At 38.7% G+C, this 19,117-nt stretch carries 23 protein-coding genes; 10 read left to right on the top strand and 13 right to left on the bottom strand.

Annotated features, from left to right (window positions below):
* Positions 1-3 precede the first annotated feature (3 nt).
* Complete coding sequence (locus ACFS5O_RS01245; RefSeq protein WP_205724627.1) at positions 4-2,232, bottom strand: transglycosylase domain-containing protein; 2,229 nt, start codon at positions 2,230-2,232, stop codon at positions 4-6.
* 157 nt (positions 2,233-2,389) lie between these two features.
* Here ACFS5O_RS01245 and ACFS5O_RS01240 point away from each other — a divergent pair, with 157 nt between their 5' ends.
* Together ACFS5O_RS01240 and ACFS5O_RS01235 are read left to right on the top strand one after the other, a co-directional pair.
* A complete protein-coding gene (locus ACFS5O_RS01240; protein WP_205724626.1) occupies positions 2,390-2,881 on the top strand; it encodes an antibiotic biosynthesis monooxygenase family protein in 492 nt (163 codons plus the stop codon).
* Positions 2,878-3,792, top strand: a complete 915-nt coding sequence (locus ACFS5O_RS01235; protein WP_205724625.1) for a diacylglycerol/lipid kinase family protein — start codon at positions 2,878-2,880, stop codon at positions 3,790-3,792. The genes ACFS5O_RS01240 and ACFS5O_RS01235 overlap by 4 nt, the downstream gene beginning before the upstream one ends.
* On the opposite strand, the gene ACFS5O_RS01230 is transcribed toward ACFS5O_RS01235, so the two are convergent.
* Both ACFS5O_RS01230 and ACFS5O_RS01225 read right to left on the bottom strand, forming a co-directional pair.
* Positions 3,770-4,477, bottom strand: coding sequence for a phosphatase PAP2 family protein (locus ACFS5O_RS01230; RefSeq protein WP_205724624.1), 708 nt, complete (start codon positions 4,475-4,477; stop codon positions 3,770-3,772). The two genes, ACFS5O_RS01235 and ACFS5O_RS01230, sit on opposite strands and share 23 nt — an antisense overlap.
* A 341-nt stretch (positions 4,478-4,818) precedes the next feature.
* Positions 4,819-5,136, bottom strand: a complete 318-nt coding sequence (locus tag ACFS5O_RS01225; protein ID WP_066399706.1) for a DUF3243 domain-containing protein — start codon at positions 5,134-5,136, stop codon at positions 4,819-4,821.
* A 217-nt stretch (positions 5,137-5,353) separates the two neighbouring features.
* On the opposite strand from ACFS5O_RS01225, the gene ACFS5O_RS01220 reads away from it, so the two are divergent.
* On the top strand, positions 5,354-5,785 hold the full coding sequence (locus ACFS5O_RS01220) for a ferritin-like domain-containing protein (RefSeq protein ID WP_066391396.1): 432 nt from the start codon (positions 5,354-5,356) through the stop codon (positions 5,783-5,785).
* A gap of 28 nt (positions 5,786-5,813) precedes the next feature.
* On the opposite strand, the gene ACFS5O_RS01215 is transcribed toward ACFS5O_RS01220, so the two are convergent.
* From ACFS5O_RS01215 to ACFS5O_RS01195, 5 genes are all read right to left on the bottom strand, one after another.
* On the bottom strand, positions 5,814-6,587 hold the full coding sequence (locus ACFS5O_RS01215; protein WP_318300080.1) for an EcsC family protein: 774 nt from the start codon (positions 6,585-6,587) through the stop codon (positions 5,814-5,816).
* A gap of 69 nt (positions 6,588-6,656) precedes the next feature.
* Positions 6,657-8,027 carry an FAD-binding oxidoreductase gene (locus ACFS5O_RS01210; RefSeq protein WP_205724623.1) on the bottom strand — a complete coding sequence of 457 codons (1,371 nt, stop codon included), beginning with the start codon at positions 8,025-8,027 and terminating at the stop codon, positions 6,657-6,659.
* Positions 8,028-8,261: 234 nt separating this feature from the next.
* Positions 8,262-9,479 (bottom strand): ABC transporter permease, encoded by a 1,218-nt coding sequence (locus ACFS5O_RS01205; protein WP_205724622.1) that lies wholly within the window; start codon positions 9,477-9,479, stop codon positions 8,262-8,264.
* Positions 9,476-10,219, bottom strand: a complete 744-nt coding sequence (locus tag ACFS5O_RS01200; protein ID WP_205724621.1) for an ABC transporter ATP-binding protein — start codon at positions 10,217-10,219, stop codon at positions 9,476-9,478. Before ACFS5O_RS01200 ends, ACFS5O_RS01205 begins: the two co-directional genes overlap by 4 nt.
* A gap of 63 nt (positions 10,220-10,282) precedes the next feature.
* On the bottom strand, positions 10,283-10,819 hold the full coding sequence (locus tag ACFS5O_RS01195) for a PCYCGC motif-containing (lipo)protein (RefSeq protein WP_318300079.1): 537 nt from the start codon (positions 10,817-10,819) through the stop codon (positions 10,283-10,285).
* A 749-nt stretch (positions 10,820-11,568) separates the two neighbouring features.
* On the opposite strand from ACFS5O_RS01195, the gene ACFS5O_RS01190 reads away from it, so the two are divergent.
* From ACFS5O_RS01190 to ACFS5O_RS01180, 3 genes are all read left to right on the top strand, one after another.
* Entirely contained in the window at positions 11,569-11,997 is a 429-nt protein-coding gene (locus ACFS5O_RS01190; RefSeq protein ID WP_318300078.1) for an HIT family protein, read from the top strand.
* Positions 11,998-12,302: 305 nt separating this feature from the next.
* The gene (gene serC, locus ACFS5O_RS01185) at positions 12,303-13,382 is read left to right on the top strand and encodes a phosphoserine transaminase (protein WP_205724619.1); all 1,080 of its coding nucleotides are present in this window, start codon (positions 12,303-12,305) and stop codon (positions 13,380-13,382) included.
* A 117-nt stretch (positions 13,383-13,499) separates the two neighbouring features.
* On the top strand, positions 13,500-14,018 hold the full coding sequence (locus tag ACFS5O_RS01180; protein ID WP_205724618.1) for a tryptophan transporter: 519 nt from the start codon (positions 13,500-13,502) through the stop codon (positions 14,016-14,018).
* 24 nt (positions 14,019-14,042) lie between these two features.
* Here ACFS5O_RS01180 and ACFS5O_RS01175 read toward each other — a convergent pair whose 3' ends face one another.
* Positions 14,043-14,465: a YkvA family protein gene (locus ACFS5O_RS01175; protein WP_205724617.1), complete on the bottom strand. Its 423-nt coding sequence runs from the start codon at positions 14,463-14,465 to the stop codon at positions 14,043-14,045.
* Between the two features lie 362 nt (positions 14,466-14,827).
* Between ACFS5O_RS01175 and ACFS5O_RS01170 the strand changes: the two genes are divergently transcribed.
* Both ACFS5O_RS01170 and ACFS5O_RS01165 read left to right on the top strand, forming a co-directional pair.
* Positions 14,828-15,109 carry a YtxH domain-containing protein gene (locus ACFS5O_RS01170; protein ID WP_205724616.1) on the top strand — a complete coding sequence of 94 codons (282 nt, stop codon included), beginning with the start codon at positions 14,828-14,830 and terminating at the stop codon, positions 15,107-15,109.
* Between the two features lie 209 nt (positions 15,110-15,318).
* Entirely contained in the window at positions 15,319-15,900 is a 582-nt protein-coding gene (locus ACFS5O_RS01165) for an HTH-type transcriptional regulator Hpr (protein WP_066391382.1), read from the top strand.
* On the opposite strand, the gene ACFS5O_RS01160 is transcribed toward ACFS5O_RS01165, so the two are convergent.
* Together ACFS5O_RS01160 and ACFS5O_RS01155 are read right to left on the bottom strand one after the other, a co-directional pair.
* Positions 15,891-16,232, bottom strand: coding sequence for a DUF1878 family protein (locus ACFS5O_RS01160; protein ID WP_205724615.1), 342 nt, complete (start codon positions 16,230-16,232; stop codon positions 15,891-15,893). The genes ACFS5O_RS01165 and ACFS5O_RS01160 overlap by 10 nt on opposite strands.
* Before the next feature lie 133 nt (positions 16,233-16,365).
* Complete coding sequence (locus ACFS5O_RS01155; protein WP_205724614.1) at positions 16,366-16,944, bottom strand: YpmS family protein; 579 nt, start codon at positions 16,942-16,944, stop codon at positions 16,366-16,368.
* Between the two features lie 100 nt (positions 16,945-17,044).
* Between ACFS5O_RS01155 and ACFS5O_RS01150 the strand changes: the two genes are divergently transcribed.
* Positions 17,045-17,224 carry a hypothetical protein gene (locus ACFS5O_RS01150; RefSeq protein WP_066391378.1) on the top strand — a complete coding sequence of 60 codons (180 nt, stop codon included), beginning with the start codon at positions 17,045-17,047 and terminating at the stop codon, positions 17,222-17,224.
* 172 nt (positions 17,225-17,396) lie between these two features.
* Here ACFS5O_RS01150 and ACFS5O_RS01145 read toward each other — a convergent pair whose 3' ends face one another.
* Both ACFS5O_RS01145 and ACFS5O_RS01140 read right to left on the bottom strand, forming a co-directional pair.
* Positions 17,397-17,492, bottom strand: coding sequence for a YjcZ family sporulation protein (locus ACFS5O_RS01145; protein ID WP_082861266.1), 96 nt, complete (start codon positions 17,490-17,492; stop codon positions 17,397-17,399).
* Positions 17,493-17,593: 101 nt separating this feature from the next.
* A complete protein-coding gene (locus tag ACFS5O_RS01140) occupies positions 17,594-17,686 on the bottom strand; it encodes a YjcZ family sporulation protein (RefSeq protein ID WP_269148791.1) in 93 nt (30 codons plus the stop codon).
* Between the two features lie 233 nt (positions 17,687-17,919).
* Between ACFS5O_RS01140 and ACFS5O_RS01135 the strand changes: the two genes are divergently transcribed.
* Positions 17,920-18,813: a peptidylprolyl isomerase gene (locus tag ACFS5O_RS01135; RefSeq protein ID WP_205724613.1), complete on the top strand. Its 894-nt coding sequence runs from the start codon at positions 17,920-17,922 to the stop codon at positions 18,811-18,813.
* Positions 18,814-19,117: the final 304 nt, after the last annotated feature.

Genomic DNA, 19,117 nt, shown 5'->3' with positions numbered 1-19,117 from the left:
CTGTTAATCCTCTTTTTTCTTCTTTTTCTTTTTTTTCTCTTTTTCACGATCCTTATGAATCTTATCTCTTAACTCTTTGTCATCATCTTCACTAAAACTGGGGAAAAGAGAAATCGACACCACATTTGACGGCTCTCCTTCTTGTTTTGTCAGAGGATTATATGGAACCACATAAAAGTCTGGCAATGTGAAGAGATTCTTGCTGGACGCACCATACTCTCCTTTGCCTTCTATCGTATCTAGTAGAGTCGTTTCTCCTTCATTTACTGCGTAAACCTTGTATTGCAGACGCTCGTCTTTTGAAGGAGTCCAGCTCAGCTTAACGGAAGGAATGCCATAGTCCCCCATACCAAATGAAGCACGCAGATCTTTTAATTCAATAATCTCGATCGGCGGTGGCAAGTCTTTTACCCCTTCAGGTTTTTTGAACGCCAGCCCTTGTTGAGAAGGCATCTCATTAATCACTTGTTTAAATAAGAGAGTAGGTAGAGAACTGCCGCTATTAAGGTACGATTCCTTAGTCGTTCGATCATAACCGATCCATACTGCACCGACTACTTCTGGCGTATACCCAACAAACCATGTATCTTTGTTACCTTTTTCAACGTCTGGATAGTTTGTGGTACCCGTCTTTCCTGCGATCTCCATATTCTCTCTTCCATCAGATCCTGTTCCATTTTTCACAACTTGTTGAAGCATACGCGTCATGTACCATGCGTTTTGTCTTTTCCAAACTTTCTTTTCTTCTTGTTTTGCTTTTCCGATCAGCTCTCCTTCGTTGTTATAGATCTTACTGATCACAAAAGGCTCGATCGTCTTACCTTCATGAAGAAAACTGCGATATCCTTTTACCATCTGTAAGGGCGTTACACCTTGATCGATCCCACCTAGCGCAATTCCGAGTCCTTTATCCTCGATCGGCATGCCGAGCTGTTCGAGGTAACTTTTCGAATCAGATATTCCGTTCTTGTTCAACAGCCATACTGCTGATGAATTTACAGAGTGAGAAATGGCATCTACCATGGAAACTTCCCCATCGTATCTTCCGTTATAATTCTTTGGTTTATAGCCGTCATAGCTTAGTTCTTCATCACGCAACATAGAATAAGGTTTGTATTTTTCAGATTCAAGAGCGGGACCGTACACGGATAAAGGCTTAAACGTAGACCCGGGCTGACGATTCACTTGTACCCGATTTAGTCCCTCTGTGACATAATTCCGTCCACCTTGAACTGCGAGCAGACCACCTGTTTTTCCATCCATCAGCACCATTGCGCCTTCAGGTTTTTCCTGACCCGTTCCTACAAAATAGCGACCGTCTTGAAAGCTTCTATACACAGAATCTTGTGCAGCGAGATCCATCGGTACGACTATTTTATAACCGCCTTGTCGGAGCTCTTCTCTTGAAAGTTGATACTTTTCTTTCGCTTCTTTTATCACCATATCAATATACGTTGTATAAGCCGGATTTCGTTTTTCTTGCTGAAAATCTAAAGCAATCGTTTTACCTTGCGCTCTGACCGTTTCAGTAGGTGTAAGATAATCTTGCTTCTCCATGAGCGTAAGGACAAGATCCCACCGCTCTTTTGCTTCCTTAGGATTTTTTAGTGGCGAATAATAGTTAGGTGCTTTAGGAAGACCGGCAAGCATCGCACCCTCTGCTACTGTTAAATCGCTAGCATCCTTATTAAAATACGTTTTAGCAGCGAGCTGGATGCCGTATGCGCCATGACCGAAATAGATTTGATTCAAATACATCTCCAAAATTTTATCTTTTGGGTATCTTCTTTCCAGATTGATCGCAATAACCGCTTCTTTTGTTTTTCTTAGCCATGACTTCTCATGAGATAAAAAAACATTCTTTGCTAACTGCTGAGTAATCGTACTGCCGCCCTCGACTTTACCACCAGCTAAAATATCTTTATAGATGGCACGCGAGATTGCTTTTACATCAATTCCGTTGTGTTTATAGAAACGATTGTCTTCAACAGCAACAAACGCCTCCTGCACATGTTTTGGAATGTCCTCAATGTCAACGATCTCTCTATTCTCATCATAGATTTTTGTAATTTTATCACCGTTCTCAGTAACAAGGACAGTAGCTGAATCCATCACAAGATCTTTTTCATCGATCACATAATCTCCAGCTAAGATAATGAAAAGATAGGCAAAAAAACCTATTATAAGTGAACCCACTATTATACCGAGTGCAACGAGACTTCTCTTTACCATAACCAACCCTCATTTCATTCTAGGTCGAAAAGTACATTTTATATAATTTTCCCTTAGTTGGAAAGTATATTACAAGTAACCAACTTCTTACACTGTTTAATGTGCTGAACGGTTGGGTAAAACAAAGGTAAATCAATAAAAAGGGGCAGGGATTCCTATGAACATATATATTACTTATGGGACTTTAGACTTTTTAGCAACATATCAAGAAAAATACGATGGAGCTCTCCTGCTAGAGGGTGACGCTAATTCTGCTCTCGTAATTGAAACAGAGGGAAAGAATCCATTTACAGAAAAACATGAGTATGAAGTAATAAATCAAAGAGGTTCATTAAGTGGTGCAGGTTTTGTCGTTATGAATCACATCCCGGTATCAGAAGAAGGCCGATCTCTTTTCGAAGAACGCTTTCAAAATCGTGCCGGGCTTGTTGAAAGCGAACCTGGATTTAATGGCATACGCATTTTGCGGCCACTTCATCAAGATCCATACATCGTCATGACGCTATGGCATTCACATGCTGATTTTACAAATTGGCAACAATCGAAAGCTTATGAAGAAGCTCATAAAAATAGAGGCACTTCTAAAGGACTTCCAGAGACACTTTTTACAGGAAAATCATTCGTAAAAGAATACATGGTAGCCAAATGACTATAAATCCATCAACCATAAAAAAAGCATCTGTCATTCTAAATCCTTCAGCTGGCCAAGGTAGGTTGCTGAATCAGTGGGATGCAGTGCTAGAGCAACTAAAAGTTGGCTTTGAAGACGTTCGAGTCTATGAGACGACCGCTCCCGGAGAAGGTGCCTCCTTCGTTAAAGAACTTGAAGGTAAGACAGATTTAATCATAGCCGCTGGTGGTGATGGTACGGTACATGAAATTGCAGAAGCTGTATTGTCTATAAAAGAGAATCAACCAGCTTTCGGAATCTTGCCAGGTGGAACGTGCAATGATTTTTCGAGAGCTTTAGGCATGAACCAAAATCCTATTAAAGCGGCACAACAGCTTAGTGAAAAAAAGTTTAGCCATATTGATGTTGGAGAGTTTAACGGACATTTCTTTACAAACTTCTGGGGTGTTGGATTGATCACACATGTTTCAGAATCTATTGATCCAGATACAAAAGAAAAGTTTGGCCGACTTTCTTATTATTTATCTGCGGCAAAATCCTTTCAAACGTGGGAGCCATTTGACATCTCAGTATCATCTAAAGAGTTTCAATTTGATGGACAAGCTGCCATGTTTCTTGCTGTAAACGGACCATTTACCGGGGGGATCCGTCCCTTCTTTCCCGATACAGATATACAAGACGGCAAGCTCGATTGCTTGCTGATCGAAGAACCTTCCACTTCGTTTATTTGGGACGTCCTTCTGAATCGACTATCCGATACTTCAAAAGAGGGGCAAGGCTATCATTATTTTCAAAGTTCAGAGATTAGCATAAAAACAGCTCCCCAACAGCTTATTGACTGTGATGGAGAGCGTCAGCATCATACACCTGCAGTTATTAAGTGTTTACAAAATCAATTACACACACTTACTGGGGATGTTTCCTTTTAAAAAAAGGAAGCGTCCTTTTTTGATAGGCTCTTATCGATTCTAGCCCACCGATACAAAGCAAAAGCCAAACGGTTCCAGCACTAAATCCAGCTGCTATATCAGATGGATAATGAACGCCTAAATAGACACGGCTAAACCCAATAAGAAGAATCGAAGAGATAAACAGGATGGTAAGCCCGATTTTAAGTGGCATTCCTCTTCTGCTTTTCACGACCAAATAGCCTAGAAAACCGTAATAGATAAGACTGCCCATAGCATGTCCACTGGGATAACTAAAACCTTGCTCAACAATAAGACTATCTTCTGGTCGTATTCTTCCAAACCAATGTTTTAATCCTAAGTTCACAAGACCTCCGCCGGCAACAGCAATCAAATAAAAAATAGCACCCCAATAGTTCTTCCGTTTTGCGATTAGCCAGATCAGACTGCCTACTAATAAGAGCGTTAAAATATTTTTCGAACCAAAAAAGGTTATCACTTTCATGACTTCAGTTAGGGTGGCACTTCTAATATCTGTTACATATTGAATGATTACTTGATCAAACTCAAATACTTCATTTTCCATCAAGTCTTCTGAGAGTTCAAAAAAGATATTTAACGATAAGAAAGAAAGACCTAATCCACTAACTACATAGATGAGTGGAAGGATTGGAAAGGGTAGTTTTTGGGCGAGTTCTCGTAACATAAAATTCTCCTCAACATCATTTTCTTTATTCCAAAGAAAAGTTGTAATATCTCTTCTTCAAACGTTTTTTCACAGTGCGATCAACCTTATTAAATCTAAGTTTTCACTCTTTTTTCTTTGGATAAACCACTTTAAAACATTGTCTTGTTTTTAAAGTGGTTTGTAAACGATAATTGAAGTGAACTTATTGACGTTTTAGGAAACTTTCATGCTTTTACTAGCTTTTTATATGAATACCACACTAAGATTGGCTAGAAGTGCTCACTGAGACAGAGACATGATATATGAAAGTAAATGTAACAAAAAAAGCCGCTCAACGTTGAGCAGCTTTTAACGATCTTCTATTTAACAAGCTTAACTAACATGTGAGCGAGCTTATGACGTTCTTCTTGCTCTCCAACTTTCCATAGTTCTTTTAAGAGGTTCTCTTCTGAGTTACGAGGCTCCTCATGGTTAGCTAAGTAATCTGCTACTTTCTCTGCAGTTTTCGCAAGGGTTTCTTCACTCATGCCCATTTTTTCACCAATTTGCACTTTGCCGTGCAAGTAGCTCTTAAACTCTTCAAAGTTTGATAAAATCTCGTCTTTTTTGCTTTCACTCATACGACTTGCTGTTTCTTCTACCTTACTAGTGTCAACATTACGCTCTTCATCAACCATGTGTCTGCTATCCATTTTTGTTACCTCCTCAGATTTTTGTATCACTTTTGTTCAATATTTGTTTCATGCATAATAGTCTTTTACCGATTTTTCCAATCCCTAAACCTTATTCTGCAGTTCAATTGTTTTTTAGTTCGTCTATCCTATAAATTTTGTTTATGGTAGCGAGAAAAGGGGAAGGATATCTCTGTAGAACAAGATTCAGGAGGTTATACAAATGGAAAAAGACTTACAAGCACTAATCGATGGACTAAATGAGGATCTTGCAAACGAGTATTCTGCAATCATTATGTACAATCATAATGCAGCTACGGTTTCTGGTTTGTACCGTCAAATTCTAAAACCTTTCTTCCAAAGTGAAATCGCTGATGAGCAAGGACATGCTCTATATTTAGCAGAAAAGATTAAAACACTTGGTGGTACACCAACTACTCAACCAAAACCGGTTAAACAAGTAGAGAGTGTTCGTGAAATGTTGGAGGAAGCTCGAAACGCTGAGGAAGATACGATCAGACGTTATGAAGAGCGTAAAGAGCAAGCATCTAACTTAAAGTTGACTGAGCTAGTCGTTCAGTTAGAAGATATGATTGCAGATGAGACGAAGCACAAAGAAGAAATGGACCGCTTACTAAGCGACAGCCGTTTCTAAAACACTCAATAATACAAGCACCCGCAATTTATTGCGGGTGCTTTTTAGTTATGATCCTTTTCTTTTTTTCATCTGTTAACAAACGCCACCTAAAACAATTCTTTGCCACTTGACCTAAATCATCGAGAAAATGATAATTGGCGTATGCTCCAACAATTGCACCTAGTCCCGGGACCATCTGAAGCATTTTAATTAGATCGATATGGTCTCTATAATCTTGCTGCAACTCTTGCCAATTCATTTGATTGATTGATTCTGGAGACTCTGGAAATTCTTGCACCGTTTCTTTCCAATATAAAACTCTTTGAAAAGCCTCTTCTCTCTTATGCGGGTCAGAAAAAGCAAGTCGAAATACATGAAGAATAAAGATACGTTCTTTGTAATCTTTAACATCCAATCCATAAATACTAGCTGCTTCGAACAAAAACTTCATCTTGATTCCTAACAATAATGGAAAATCTGCAATGCCGAGCAAAATGCCTCCAGCACCAGTTCCCGCCCCTTCAATTGCTGCTGTTTTCTTATAGAAGGAAAGTCGATCTTCAAATTTATAATCTCGCTCTCGCAGATCTGCTGTAAACTTAATCGTTTTTTTTGTCGTATATTCCGAACCGATAAGCGTTGCTTTAATCATATGTTTCATACTTGAAGTCATTACATCATGCACTTTTTGAGGTATTTTTTCGTTGATCTTCGTTTGAAGTGATTTTGTTGTTTTATTCCAGAGTGAAGGCCGTTTACACATTTCTGTTTCCCATTTTTTAAGTTCTTCCACTACTTCTTCTTCATAAGTGTTCATCATTTACCTCCCTCCTTCTATACGATTAGTGTTCGTCCTTGGTTTCGATATTAGGCCTCACTATTTGATGAACTAAACAATAGTAGTTGCAGTTGGAATTCCTAGTGGGAATGTAAACACGTTTTTGGGGTCGTATTTTGTTTTCACCTCAATTAAACGTGGAAGGTTTACAAAGTAACATTGTTCCAGCCAGTTCTTAATACAATTATCATGGAAATTTACATAAGCTCCATCTGCATAAGGAAGTAGAGAATTCCTTAGCCTTTCTACCCATCGTGTATTGATGTCTGCCTCACTCTCATTCTCCCATTTCGTAATATAAAGCAAACTGAACAATGCTTCTCTATGAACATAAGCCGTTTCAGTAGGCCCAATACAAGCGGCATTTCCGGCTAGGGCTTGCAGCTGCACTTTATTCTCAATACTAGGTGAGTTAGATAGAAATTCTTTCAACTTTTTTATCGCTCTAACCGGTAACTGCTTTTTCGCAAACGCACCTGTATTCTTAAAAGGATGCGCATCAGGATCACCATGGTTAACAGCGTACTCCATCATACCTGGCATCATTCCTCCAAATATCTTAACGGCATCGATATATGGTACTTTCTTAACTTCAACTTCTTTAGGCGGATATGCGATCAAAAGGGGCTTAAGTAACTTTTTCAGTTCATCCGTACTGCCAAGAAATTCGCCTAATGCACGCAACTCACCAATGTCTTTAGTTAAGAGATCGATAATGGCTGTCAACCTGACGTCTGTATGAGGAGCCCATTTCTGCCATGCTTCCACGACTTTTTCAAATCCTTTAAAGTCCCATGTGATTTTAAAGATGGCAACATTATTAACAGGAACGACTTTAAACCGAAAAGATGTAACCACACCAAAGTTCCCACCACCACCGCCCCTAGACGCCCAAAACAAGTCTTCGTTTTTATGTTTGTTGGCTATGATGATATTTCCATGTGCATCAACCATCTCTAGCTCCAGAAGCTGGTCGATCAGCATCCCGTATTGTCTGGTTAGCATTCCCCATCCACCACCAAGTGTAAGACCGGAAAGACCAACAGAAGGACACGTACCTCCTGGAATCGTAAAACCTTCTTCATACAATTTTTCGTAAAGTGGAAAGAGTAATGCTCCTGCACCGAGTATGGCCGTTTTTGATTTTCGGTCCACTTTCACTTCATTCAACTCGCTTATGTCTATTACTAAACCACCATCTAATGATGAATAAGCTTCATAACTATGCCTTCCTGTGCGAATCCGAAACTTTACCCTCTTCTTTCTTGCCCAACGGATCGCGTTTGAAACATCCTTTGTGGTTTCACAAAAATTGATAATTAAAGGAAATAAGTTAAAACGAGTATTAAACTCTTCTCGTGCCAGATCATAATCAGGACTTCCTGGTGTTACAATCCTTCCTGTTAATCCATACGTATTCATAAGTTCCGCTCCCTTCCATAAAACTTATATACATAAGCTATGAAAGATGCCCAAAATCTGTTTACAAACATGGAAGTAGTTGATTTCCATTCCAAGCTGCTCGCTTTCCGCGGGGCAAGCGGTGAGCCAAATTCGTTCGTTTCACTTTTAAGTGTCTCATCTGCACGCTGTGATAGCCTAGAGTCTCGCACCTTAGAAAAATGGGTATAAAAAAACTTCCCAGCCCAAAAAGAGCTAGGAAGTCAACATAATGTGTTTTTTCGTCATACTAGGAAGTCGTACTATGCTGTATAGAATCGCCGCCACAGGCATTAGGATCGCGATCAGCCAGTCTCCCGAAAGGAATCCATAGAAAAGACCATAGAGTACTCCTTGTATGATCAGTAAATATTTAAGCCAATTTTGAAAGGCTTTTACTCTTACTTCTTGTTTAATCGGATAGATTATGAATACAACATTCCATCTATACTGGGTGTAAAGGGTGAATAATTGCAGAGCAAACATTTGAAAGAACAAGAACACGACGATCAACTGCCACCATCCTGCAGGAATTAAATAAATGAACAGAAAACCTATGAAGATTAAACGAACATATAAACCCAAGTAATCTCCAGAACGCACAAAGGTCTTCATGTATAAAGCAGAAAGTGTATTCTTCTTTTTAAATGAGAAACTGGCTAAGCTGTTTAACCAAGGTCGCTTATGTACGGTCTGCTTTAAAGCTGGAACATCTGTAAAGTAATTTACGAATCTGTATCCCTTCATTTTTAAAGACTGTTCTTCCGCTAATAACATTTCCCACTGATAGCCATGCTGTTTCTTAAAAACACCGAAAACAAAGTTCTTTAACACGTACATGACCGCAAAAATAGCGATCAAGAAGAGATAAGCTTCATTAAAGAGAAGATAGGCATACACAAAGTTTACAATGAACCTCAAGATTTTATAGTTCGTTTGATGACTTCTGTAAGGTAACCTTCTTTCTTCCCATGACACATAGATGTTAAATACTTTTGCTGCGATCAAAAAGAATCCAAACGTGACATACATCTTCCAGCCATCATGGATAAAGAATTGGACGATCGGCCAAAACAATGTAAATAGGAATAGAGTCGAAAAAGCGCCAGTTGCCGTTGCAGACGAGATCGCTTTTGAGAAATATTGTTTCATTCCTGATTCTACAGGGAGTAGAAATACGAGATCCCCTTCTTTTAGCAATGTTCGAATCGGACTTTTAGTCAACCAAACAGAAAAGACGATCGTTAATATAAAAACAGCAGGAAAATTTTCTGGAAGTGCTTGAAGAAGCTTAGCATAATAAACACTTCCGATGACAATGAGCAAAATTAAGGAAACAATGAGTCCGCTGTTTCCCATCAAACTAAAGTATTTCAGCGTCTGGGTAACGTGAGCATTACGTCGTTTTGTCCATAATTTTTTTACATCGATCATGTGACTTTACCTCTTGCTACATAGAGATAGATCTCATCCAACGTCGCATTCTCTAGCCCACTTCTTACGCGTAGTTCTGCTAACGTTCCGCTTAAAACCAGTCTTCCTTCATGCATGATTAAAAAGCGATCGCAATATCTTTCTGCCGTAGACAAAATGTGAGTCGACATTAGAACGCCAGCACCATTATTTTTGAATTTAACCATATACTCTAGAAAGGATTGAATACCTAATGGATCAAGACCAACGAACGGTTCGTCCACGATATATAGCTTAGGTTCGACCAGTAATGCACAAAGGATCATTACTTTTTGCTTCATCCCTTTGGAGAACTGACTCGGAAACCACTTGATCTTATTGTCCATGCGAAATTCTTCAAGTAAGGGACGGACACGTGTTAAGAAGGTTTGTTCTTCTAAACCATATGCCATTGCTGTTAGCTCTAGATGTTCCCATAATGTTAGTTCTTCATAAAGTATCGGCATCTCTGGTATGTAAGTGAATTGACTTCGGTAGTTTTCAGGTTCTTCCCGAAACGTCTGTCCTTCGATTTTAGAAGTACCTGACATAGGTTCCATAAGACCTAACACATGCTTGATGGTTGTACTTTTACCTGCTCCATTCAAGCCGATCAATCCTACTATCTCATTTTCTTTCACCGTGAAATCTAAGTGATGAATAACAGGCTGATTAGGAAGATACCCTCCTGTTAGATCTGTAACTTCAAGGATCGGTTTCATACAATACCTCCTTCTGCAATCCAGCATTTTCATTATTGTTTGCTATTTTCCTTCTTTTACAACTTATGAGGCAGGCATGGGTGTTGGTGTAGGTTCTGCATATCCTTCTTTGTATTTCTCATCGATCATGTTTCTAATTTCCACCGGTGTTTTCCCATCAGCAGAAGCACTCATGCTGATCGCAGCGATTTCTAAACACGTACCACATTTTGTGCCATGATCATCCCATACGATTTTTCCATCTTCTTTGTTCTCAGAGACGAAGCAATCATAGTTGTCTTTATGACCCGCAGATTCACCACATCCACAAAAACAAGGCATTGTTTCTAACAGTTCTTTATATTTAGGAACTTCCGCATAAATAGCAGCGATCTCTTCGGGTTGCTTATCTAGAAATCCTGGCAATACATCCATTGAAGCAGTAAGTTCTTGAATATCACCGTTTGGCAGATGATTCTCATGCCCTTCATGAGAAGCTTCCTGTTTAGCGCTTGAGCCCTCTTGGTGGTTCTTATGCTCATCTTCTGATTTACTCCCGCATCCCGAGATGAGGAAGCTAACACCAAGTGTCATTGTAAGAATAAGTTGTCTTTTTTTCACGGAGAATCCTCCTTTTTGTCATTCTTTCCTTATAATAGCGTAATTCACGTTTCCTTTACCAATTTTATATGTATAACAAACAAGACTTCCTGGACAAGATATAAGAGAAGAAGGTATCCCCCCTTCTTCAGGGAGAAAGATGCAAGGTATTAGATTTTTTCAGATATGCTTTTCTTTAAGGAGATGGTTCTCTTGGACTATTTAGTGCTTGAGCAATTTCAGATTCTTATAATCGAGGTGCATGGCTAAAAAATCGTATTGTTTTGTTTTCGTGTTCTCCTTTCTTCTCTAACCTCTATAAGAAGAAGGGTTCTATTTTTTGAATAGGACCCTTCTTTTTTATTAACTGTTTTCGTAAATTTTATTGCTTTTGGAAGTGTTGATTTCCGTTCCAGGCTACTCGCTTTCCACGGGGCAGGCGCTGAGCCACATTCGTACGTTTCACTCTTAAGTGTCTCAGCTGCCTAGTTGTCGGGGCTGAACGAGCCACTTCCACTTTTCAATCTGCCCGCCTGTATGCTCCTTGCTCCTGCGTCTACCAGTTAATGCTAGCGGAGTAAGCTTCCTCGTCGCATGCCTTGCGAGATGCATTTCAGGTGGTAGGCACGCACCTTCCTCTCCAATCAATTGTCAAAGGTGACAAGCAACAATTTTTTTAGAAAAGAGCCTTTTGATAAAATAAAAAGAATACCTTATTTTTTAGGTTGATCATATGTGATATGATAAGTAAAAAAAATGAGGTGAGCCACTTGTCCCACGATTCAAACTGCATTTTTTGTAAAATTGTTGCGGGAGAAATTCCTTCCTACAAAGTGTATGAAGATGAAAACGTTCTAGCTTTCTTAGACATCAGTCAGGTAACAAAAGGACATACGCTGATCATTCCTAAAGAGCATTCCAAGGACATTTTTGAACTGCCTGCAGAAACAGCAGCGAAGCTTTATTCTGTCGTGCCTAAAATTGCCTCTGGAATTAAACAAACGTTTAACCCGATCGGTTTGAATATCTTGAACAATAACGGCGAAGCAGCTGGACAATCTGTTTTTCATTATCACATGCACTTCATTCCACGTTACGGACAAGGTGACGGTTTTGGAGCAGTCTGGAAAACACAGGATACCCCTGCAGACAAAATGACTGAGATCGCTCAATATATCAAAGAGAACGTTAAAAACTAACGCTACATATTAAAACTGCCTTTTTTAAAACTGGGCAGTTTTTTCATATTCTTTTTCGCACGATCTCTGTTGTCTTGAAAGCAGTTTGATCTCCGTTACAGGATGCTCGCTTTCCGGGGGGCGTGCGGTGAGCCACCTTGTCGCTTCGCTCTTAGGTGTCTCACCTGTCCCGCTTATCCCCCAGGAGTCTCGCACCTTGCACTCCAATCAACTTTTCAAAGAAGAAGTTCTAGAAATTTTTGAAAGCAGCCATTTTAAACCTGAATGCTATTTAAAAAATATGAAACGTTTACAGGAGGAGAACGATGACACGCATCTATTTTCAAGCCGGACCCACAACATTGCCTAAAGAGGTCATGCAGCATGCAAAAGAAGAATGGGATGACTTCTTAGGTACTGGGTTAAATATTATGGAACATAGCCACAGGGGTTCAGAATATGAAGGCATCCATAATCAAGCGAAAACACGCATGAAACGTTTGCTTGATATCCCAGATACACACGAAGTATTGTTCTTACAAGGTGGAGCAAGTCTACAGTTCGCTATGATTCCCATGAATCTCATTCAAGGTGGAAAGACAGCAAAATACATACTCACTGGGTCTTGGTCTGAAAAGGCATATAAAGAAGCTCAGAAAATCGGATCGTGCGAAGTCGTCATTACAGGAAAAAACTCTGAGTATCGTACCCTCCCAGAGATGAATTATGTTTCTAGCGAAAATGACGCTTATCTTCATATCACCTCAAACAACACGATCTATGGCACACAGTGGCCTGACTTACATGCCTTCAGACATCCAAATCTTGTAGCGGACATGTCTAGCGATATTATGAGCAGACCGATATCCATCAAAGATTATGGATTAATCTATGCAGGTGCACAAAAGAACCTTGGACCTTCAGGAGTAACAGCAGTCATCATTCGAAAAGATCTGCTACAGGAAAACAAATCGGTTCCTTCTATCTTGTCGTATTCTGTTCATGCCAAAAATAATTCTCTATATAACACCCCTCCTGTATACTCCATCTATTTACTAAACCTTGTACTAGGTTGGGTAGAAAAGTCTGGTGGTGTCATTGAAATGGAAAAGAGAAATCACAATAAAGCTGGAGTCATCTACGACACGATTGATCAAAGCAACGGATTCTACAATGGATATGCCACACCTGAATCACGTTCGAACATGAATATTACATTTACTCTTGAAAGTGATGAACTCGAAAAACAGTTTATTAAAGAAAGCGAAGAGAACGGGATTTATGGCTTAAAAGGTCATCGGTCAGTAGGAGGATTTAGAGCCTCGATCTATAATGCTGTTCCTCAAGAATCGTGTGACAGCCTGGCGAAATTCATGAAGCATTTTCAGGAAAAATACGGAAAGTAGTTCGCAAACCTTTTCAGTTGTACGCATATCTGTTAACATAAGGGTACTTTCGCATTAGGCCAAGAGGGCACTAATGGAAAGAAATTAGGCTAAGTGTAGCTGAGGAGAGATGAGAAAATGAATACGAATACTAAATCATTAGCTTTAACATCAGTACTTATTGCGTTAGGATATGTGTTTCACACTGTTGTACCACCATTATTCTTTGGAATGAAGCCTGACTTATTACTCGTAATGATGTTTTTAGCTATTATGCTATCACCTACAAAACAAAACGTGATAATCGCAAGTATGGCAGCTGGAGTCATTTCTGCACTAACAACAGGTATGGCTGGTGGACAAATCGCAAATATCGTTGAAAAACCAATAACTGCTTTTATCTTTTTAGCAATGTTCTTATTAGCTAAAAAAGTAAAAGTAAATGCGATAAGCGCTGTTTTACTCACAGTGGTCGGAACGATTATCAGCGGTACACTGTTTTTAATGGTCGCCATGCTCGTAGCAGGATTACCTGGTACCTTATTGAGCTTTATCGGAATGATCGTTGTTCCAACAAGCATTGTTAGTGGATTAATCATGTTCTTTATCTACCCGATCGCAGAACGATTGTCTAAACGATCGAACTTAACTGCATAATTATTAAAAATAAAAAGCCAGCTCCTATGGAGTTGGCTTTATGTATTTATCCTCTTCTTTTTCTTCTTCCCACGTCTGAAAAGCTGCGATTTCAGTTGATAGTGTTGAAAAAATAAACGCCAGGACAGTGGCATCATCCAATAGTCCTGCTCCGATTAGAAAATCAGGCACTGCATCAATAGGACTAACAAAATACAGAAGTCCTGCGATCACTAATAGTAAAGATTTTTTGGAGACATCACGATAGTCGCCTCTTTTATATGACTTCACCATTCGTACTAACGCTTTGACTTGAGAGCCTAAGTTGCTTAAGCCTTGTTTATCTGGCTGCGAACTTTTTTTCTCAGCCTCTGTAACAAGCTCACCAGTCTGAGTGGAGCTTTCGAGTACAGCATTCGCCTTTTCCTTCATTTTATTAAAGTAGTTGCCGATTGTGTTTTGTTTCACCCCATAACCCTCCATTCTGTTTTTATTATGTATACCCTCTTTTAAACCTCTTCGTCAATTATGAATCTTTTTTTCCTTTTTATTTATTTTATATTATCTTTCTCCAAAGTCAGTCAAATATCTTCTGCTTTAGACAAGTATGACAATTTTTTTAAAAATACACCGTGTTTCTCTGTTTCTTATTATTTCCTGCTACAACAACGTTTTTAAATTTCGACCATTCTTTAAGTGCGTGATGGTACATGTCCAAACATGGCGAAATCTATCGGGAAATATTTTTATATTCGTCATTATTTTTCATAGGAATATACGAGAAATTCACGAATTTATTAGATAATAAAAGAATGAGGAGGAATTATAAGATGTCTAAACAAAAATCCATGGTAGTAGGTTTCGCATTAGGAACGGTGGTAACTGCAGCAGCTACTTTACTTTCAACACCTAAAGCAGGTAAGGAAGTAAGAAAAGATTTAAAAGTAAATATGGATAAAATGAAATCGACGTTCTCCAGCATCAAACGTGATGGCATTCAGCTACGAGCAAAGATCAGGTTTGCTAATAAAGAAAAAGAAGAAGCTCTTCAAGAAACGGCTGCTTCTACCATTAAAGAAACACCTGAAGAAATGGAGCAAGAAATTAAATAATCTCAAAAAAATTCTCCCTTTTGGGAGAATTTTTTTCTATACTCACGAGCGTGTCAGAACACTTCCTTTTACACCATATCAGCAAAAAGTTATATAACTATTTTACTAAAAAATATGGAAAAATTGAAAAATTTTACTTTCTTATTATAGGAAATACTGGCATAATGAGGAATAGGATGTGTTTTATAAGATGGAGGGGCATTTTAAAAATGAACAAAGATCAATTATATAGTTTTCAAGAAGCCATGATCTATAGTCACAAACTTTCACAGATCAGTAAAGCTTTATGGAAAAGTGTAGAAAAAGACTGGCAAAATTGGATTAAGGATTATGGTTTAAACATTAATGAACACCATATTCTATGGATTGCTCATCATCTTGAGGGTGCATCAATCTCTGATATTGCAAAGTTCGGCGTTATGCATGTTTCCACTGCTTTTAACTTTTCAAAAAAGCTTGAAGAACAAGGTTATCTAACATTTTCTAAAAAAGAAGATGATAAGCGAAATACATATATTTGTCTAACACCTAAAGGTGAAGAGCTTTTACTTCAAACATTGAATACGTATGATCCTTCAAAGTTTGGTGTTTTCAGTGCTTCTATGCCGATTAAAGAGTTATTTGGAAGATTTCCAGAGTTTCCTGAATTGATGTCAATCATCCGAAATCTATATGGTGATGATTTTATGTCGATCTTCAATAAACTCGAAGAAAAAATCGAAGCATCATTAGATGACCAGCCTGCTTCACCCGTGATTGCAGCTGAGGAAATTGCCTCTTCTCATTCGTAACGTACAGATAACTCATATAGCTTCTCCATCAGAGAAATATACTTTTCTTGTTGAAGCAAAGCAGTAATCGTTTCTCTCGGTGAAAGCTTTGGTGTTAACATGCCAGCAAAGTGCAACAATAGCGGTGTGTAATGCACAAAGCCTTCTTCACTCTGCATTTCATATTTTCGTTGAAGCTCATCGCAAAGCAGGAAGACGTTATTCACTTCTTGCTCGGTGAGCTTTTTTTCCATGACCAGTCTAAAAAACGGATACGCTGTAAGATCGACACTCTCAATCGTTAGCTGATTATAAAATTCTAGTCGTTCTAGTCGTTCTTCCACCGTTTCCATACCAAACCCTGCTTTCTAGTCAATGTCTGTCTACAATAATTATAATCCAACTTTCTCCATTTGGGTATGAATAATTGAGGAAGAAAAATAAAAGCGCTTCTTCCCCGGACATGGCCGTGTAGAAGCGCTTTTTTTAGTTTTTCGTATAGACTCCCAATTTAATAGAATTCTTCTTTAAATCAAATTCTTCCGCTTTTACCGCATAGCCTTTCTTCGTTGGCATTTCTGTTACTCTCATCAGAATGCTCTCATCTTTAGGATATACATCAACCCATTCAGGAAACTGAACGGTCTTTTTGATCAGCGTAAATACCTCGTCACCTGGCAACGGGAAGCGTCCCACCTGCATATCTTTTTCCTTCAATAGCAAATCTCCGTTATCAAGAACTTCCGGCTCAAAAGTAACTTGATAGGGAAGCTCTTGATCAAACGCGATAAATGATCCGTTAAGCACGGCTTCATCATTGCGCAAATTAACATATACGTTCACATCTGGCGCTTTTTTGCGAAGTTCTTTATTTAACAGATCTTCCACCTGTTCTTTTTCTGTATGTATGCTCAAGAGCTTTTGATTGTCTCGAATATCTGTATCTAGTGAACTACGATCTAAACGGCCACCAGACGGATCACTAAAAAGCATAACGGCTATACCAATCGGTATGATTAAAAATAGAAGCAATAGTGTAAGAAATGCCGTTCTCCATTTATTCATAAGTTTCTCTCCCTCTCTCATCTCTTAGAAGTTATTTTCCTATTCATATTCCACATATTTTGGTAAAGTTAAACAAGTAGTTCATGTTGGAGGTTTTCATATGGCAGGCTATATCTTCGTTTTTTTGGCACCAATCTTTTTATTCGTATTTAATTCACTCACTCACAAGTTATGTGACAAAAAGAACTTGTCCTCAAAACAGCAAGACTCTGTTTATCGTACGATTAACGTTTCTATTACCATTCTGCTCATTTCTTCCTATGTTTCAAACGTTCTATAAAAAATATAAAAAGGGGGAAGCTAGATCACATTCCCCCTTGAGTAACCGTACCATACACATGCTGCACCTTTTGATCAAGAGTAGTAAAACACACATTAACGAAACTGCTTATAAACGTCAAGCCTGTCAGTCCCCCTTCATAAGAAAAGGGCCTTTTTAGCCGTCATTTATTTTAGCAGAAACATGCAGCACCTACGATAATCAAAAGAATAAACAACACAACAATCAATGCGAAGCCTTTTCCATGCCCGTATCCACCGTAACCCATGAAAGCCACCTCCTTTGATATTCTGTACACTATCCTATGCATGACCCGTTATACACGCATAGGCATTCGCCCTTTTCATTCATTTAAATTTTTATTCACCATCAATAGCAGTAACAAGCTCCTATAATGATGAGAAGGATAAAAAGAACTAAGATTAGTGCTAATCCTCCCCCATGACCGTAACCATAACCCATCATCATACCTCCCTTTTCTTTCTCCATATCATATAGTGATACGCCCTATTGTGATTAGACGAATGACCCGGTTTTTAAAATTTTTTTATTAAAATCGTGTGGAATTCCCGAAAATACTGGATTTATAATGTGTAAATTTTCTCATATTTCATTTATTGAATAGGAATAACCATAACGTTTATGCTATAGTAAGAGTTGTTAAATTATTACTTCACAGTAGGAGTGTTTAAAAAATGAAAAAATGGATGTTATCAATTGGACTCACAGCGGGACTAATTTCATTATCCGCTTGTAATAATGCTGGTGGTGCTGATTCAGAAGCCATCGTAGAATCTAAAGCAGGAGATATCACGAAAGAGCAATTCTACAATAAGATGAAGGAACAATACGGTGATCAAGTACTAAACCAAATGATCGATGAGATGGTACTTGAAGATAAATATAAAGTAACAGACAAAGAGATCGAGAAAGAAACAGATAAGATTAAAGAAGAACTTGGTGGCGAGGATGCTTTTAAACAAGCACTTGAGCAAAACGGCTTATCTGACGAAAAACAGCTAAAAGAACGCATCAAATCTATGCTTTTAAATGAAAAGGCAGCAACAGAAGGCGTGAAAATATCTGAAGCTGAAATGAAGAAAACATTTGAAGAAAAGTACAAAACAGAAGTTAAAGCAAGCCACATTCTTGTAGAAGATGAGAAGACGGCTAAAGAGGTTCAAAAGAAATTGAACGAAGGTGGAGACTTTGCTAAATTAGCAGAAGAGTACTCTAAAGACCCTGGTTCGAAATCAAAAGGTGGAGACCTTGGCTTCTTCGGTAAAGGCGCAATGGTTCCTGAGTTCGATAAAGTTGCTTTTACCCTTGAAAAAGGAAAAACAAGTGACCTGGTTAAATCTGATTATGGTTACCACATCATTAAAGTAACGGACAAGCGTGAAAACAAGTTCGAAGACAAGAAAGAACAGATCGAACAAGAGCTTAAACAGCAAAAAGCGAAGCCTATCACTGAAATCTTAGAGAGCCTACGCAAAAAAGCTGATGTTCAAGTAAAAGATAAAAAATTAAAAGAACAGATGGAAAAGAAAGCTGAACAACCTCAAATGCCACAAATGCCTCAACAATAATGGTATGAGTGTTGAAAACCAGGCCCTTGAATGGGTCTGGTTTTTGTTTTTGGTATGCAAAGTTGCTTTTTGTAAGCAGTTGACCTCCGTTCCAGGTGCTCGCTTTCCGGGGGGCGTGCGGTGAGCCCCCTCGGCGCCTTTGCACCCTTAGGTGTCTAACCTGTCCCGCTGATCCCCCAGGAGTTTCGCACCTTTCACTCCAGTCAACTTGTCAATGATGCCTTGTAAAAAGCAAATGAAATGTGCCTTGTTTTACTGTTTTTATTTGTATTAAAGCACTTGTGAGTATCTCTCCTAGCTACTA

The sequence above is a fragment of the Fictibacillus nanhaiensis genome, assembly GCF_042686385.1.
Lineage (GTDB): Bacteria > Bacillota > Bacilli > Bacillales > Fictibacillaceae > Fictibacillus > Fictibacillus nanhaiensis.
This window is presented reverse-complemented; position numbering and strand designations above follow the sequence as displayed.

What these genes read in the sequence shown, in the direction of transcription:
- ACFS5O_RS01245 (WP_205724627.1), bottom strand. Translation starts at nt 2,232, where the DNA reads ATGGTAAAGAGAAGTCTCGTTGCACTCGGTATAATAGTGGGTTCACTT.
- ACFS5O_RS01240 (WP_205724626.1), top strand. Translation starts at nt 2,390, where the DNA reads ATGAACATATATATTACTTATGGGACTTTAGACTTTTTAGCAACATAT.
- ACFS5O_RS01235 (WP_205724625.1), top strand. Translation starts at nt 2,878, where the DNA reads ATGACTATAAATCCATCAACCATAAAAAAAGCATCTGTCATTCTAAAT.
- ACFS5O_RS01230 (WP_205724624.1), bottom strand. Translation starts at nt 4,477, where the DNA reads ATGTTACGAGAACTCGCCCAAAAACTACCCTTTCCAATCCTTCCACTC.
- ACFS5O_RS01225 (WP_066399706.1), bottom strand. Translation starts at nt 5,136, where the DNA reads ATGGTTGATGAAGAGCGTAATGTTGACACTAGTAAGGTAGAAGAAACA.
- ACFS5O_RS01220 (WP_066391396.1), top strand. Translation starts at nt 5,354, where the DNA reads ATGGAAAAAGACTTACAAGCACTAATCGATGGACTAAATGAGGATCTT.
- ACFS5O_RS01215 (WP_318300080.1), bottom strand. Translation starts at nt 6,587, where the DNA reads ATGATGAACACTTATGAAGAAGAAGTAGTGGAAGAACTTAAAAAATGG.
- ACFS5O_RS01210 (WP_205724623.1), bottom strand. Translation starts at nt 8,027, where the DNA reads ATGAATACGTATGGATTAACAGGAAGGATTGTAACACCAGGAAGTCCT.
- ACFS5O_RS01205 (WP_205724622.1), bottom strand. Translation starts at nt 9,479, where the DNA reads ATGATCGATGTAAAAAAATTATGGACAAAACGACGTAATGCTCACGTT.
- ACFS5O_RS01200 (WP_205724621.1), bottom strand. Translation starts at nt 10,219, where the DNA reads ATGAAACCGATCCTTGAAGTTACAGATCTAACAGGAGGGTATCTTCCT.
- serC (WP_205724619.1), top strand. Translation starts at nt 12,303, where the DNA reads ATGACACGCATCTATTTTCAAGCCGGACCCACAACATTGCCTAAAGAG.
- ACFS5O_RS01180 (WP_205724618.1), top strand. Translation starts at nt 13,500, where the DNA reads ATGAATACGAATACTAAATCATTAGCTTTAACATCAGTACTTATTGCG.
- ACFS5O_RS01170 (WP_205724616.1), top strand. Translation starts at nt 14,828, where the DNA reads ATGTCTAAACAAAAATCCATGGTAGTAGGTTTCGCATTAGGAACGGTG.
- ACFS5O_RS01165 (WP_066391382.1), top strand. Translation starts at nt 15,319, where the DNA reads ATGAACAAAGATCAATTATATAGTTTTCAAGAAGCCATGATCTATAGT.
- ACFS5O_RS01160 (WP_205724615.1), bottom strand. Translation starts at nt 16,232, where the DNA reads ATGGAAACGGTGGAAGAACGACTAGAACGACTAGAATTTTATAATCAG.
- ACFS5O_RS01155 (WP_205724614.1), bottom strand. Translation starts at nt 16,944, where the DNA reads ATGAATAAATGGAGAACGGCATTTCTTACACTATTGCTTCTATTTTTA.
- ACFS5O_RS01150 (WP_066391378.1), top strand. Translation starts at nt 17,045, where the DNA reads ATGGCAGGCTATATCTTCGTTTTTTTGGCACCAATCTTTTTATTCGTA.
- ACFS5O_RS01145 (WP_082861266.1), bottom strand. Translation starts at nt 17,492, where the DNA reads ATGGGTTACGGTGGATACGGGCATGGAAAAGGCTTCGCATTGATTGTT.
- ACFS5O_RS01140 (WP_269148791.1), bottom strand. Translation starts at nt 17,686, where the DNA reads ATGGGTTATGGTTACGGTCATGGGGGAGGATTAGCACTAATCTTAGTT.
- ACFS5O_RS01135 (WP_205724613.1), top strand. Translation starts at nt 17,920, where the DNA reads ATGAAAAAATGGATGTTATCAATTGGACTCACAGCGGGACTAATTTCA.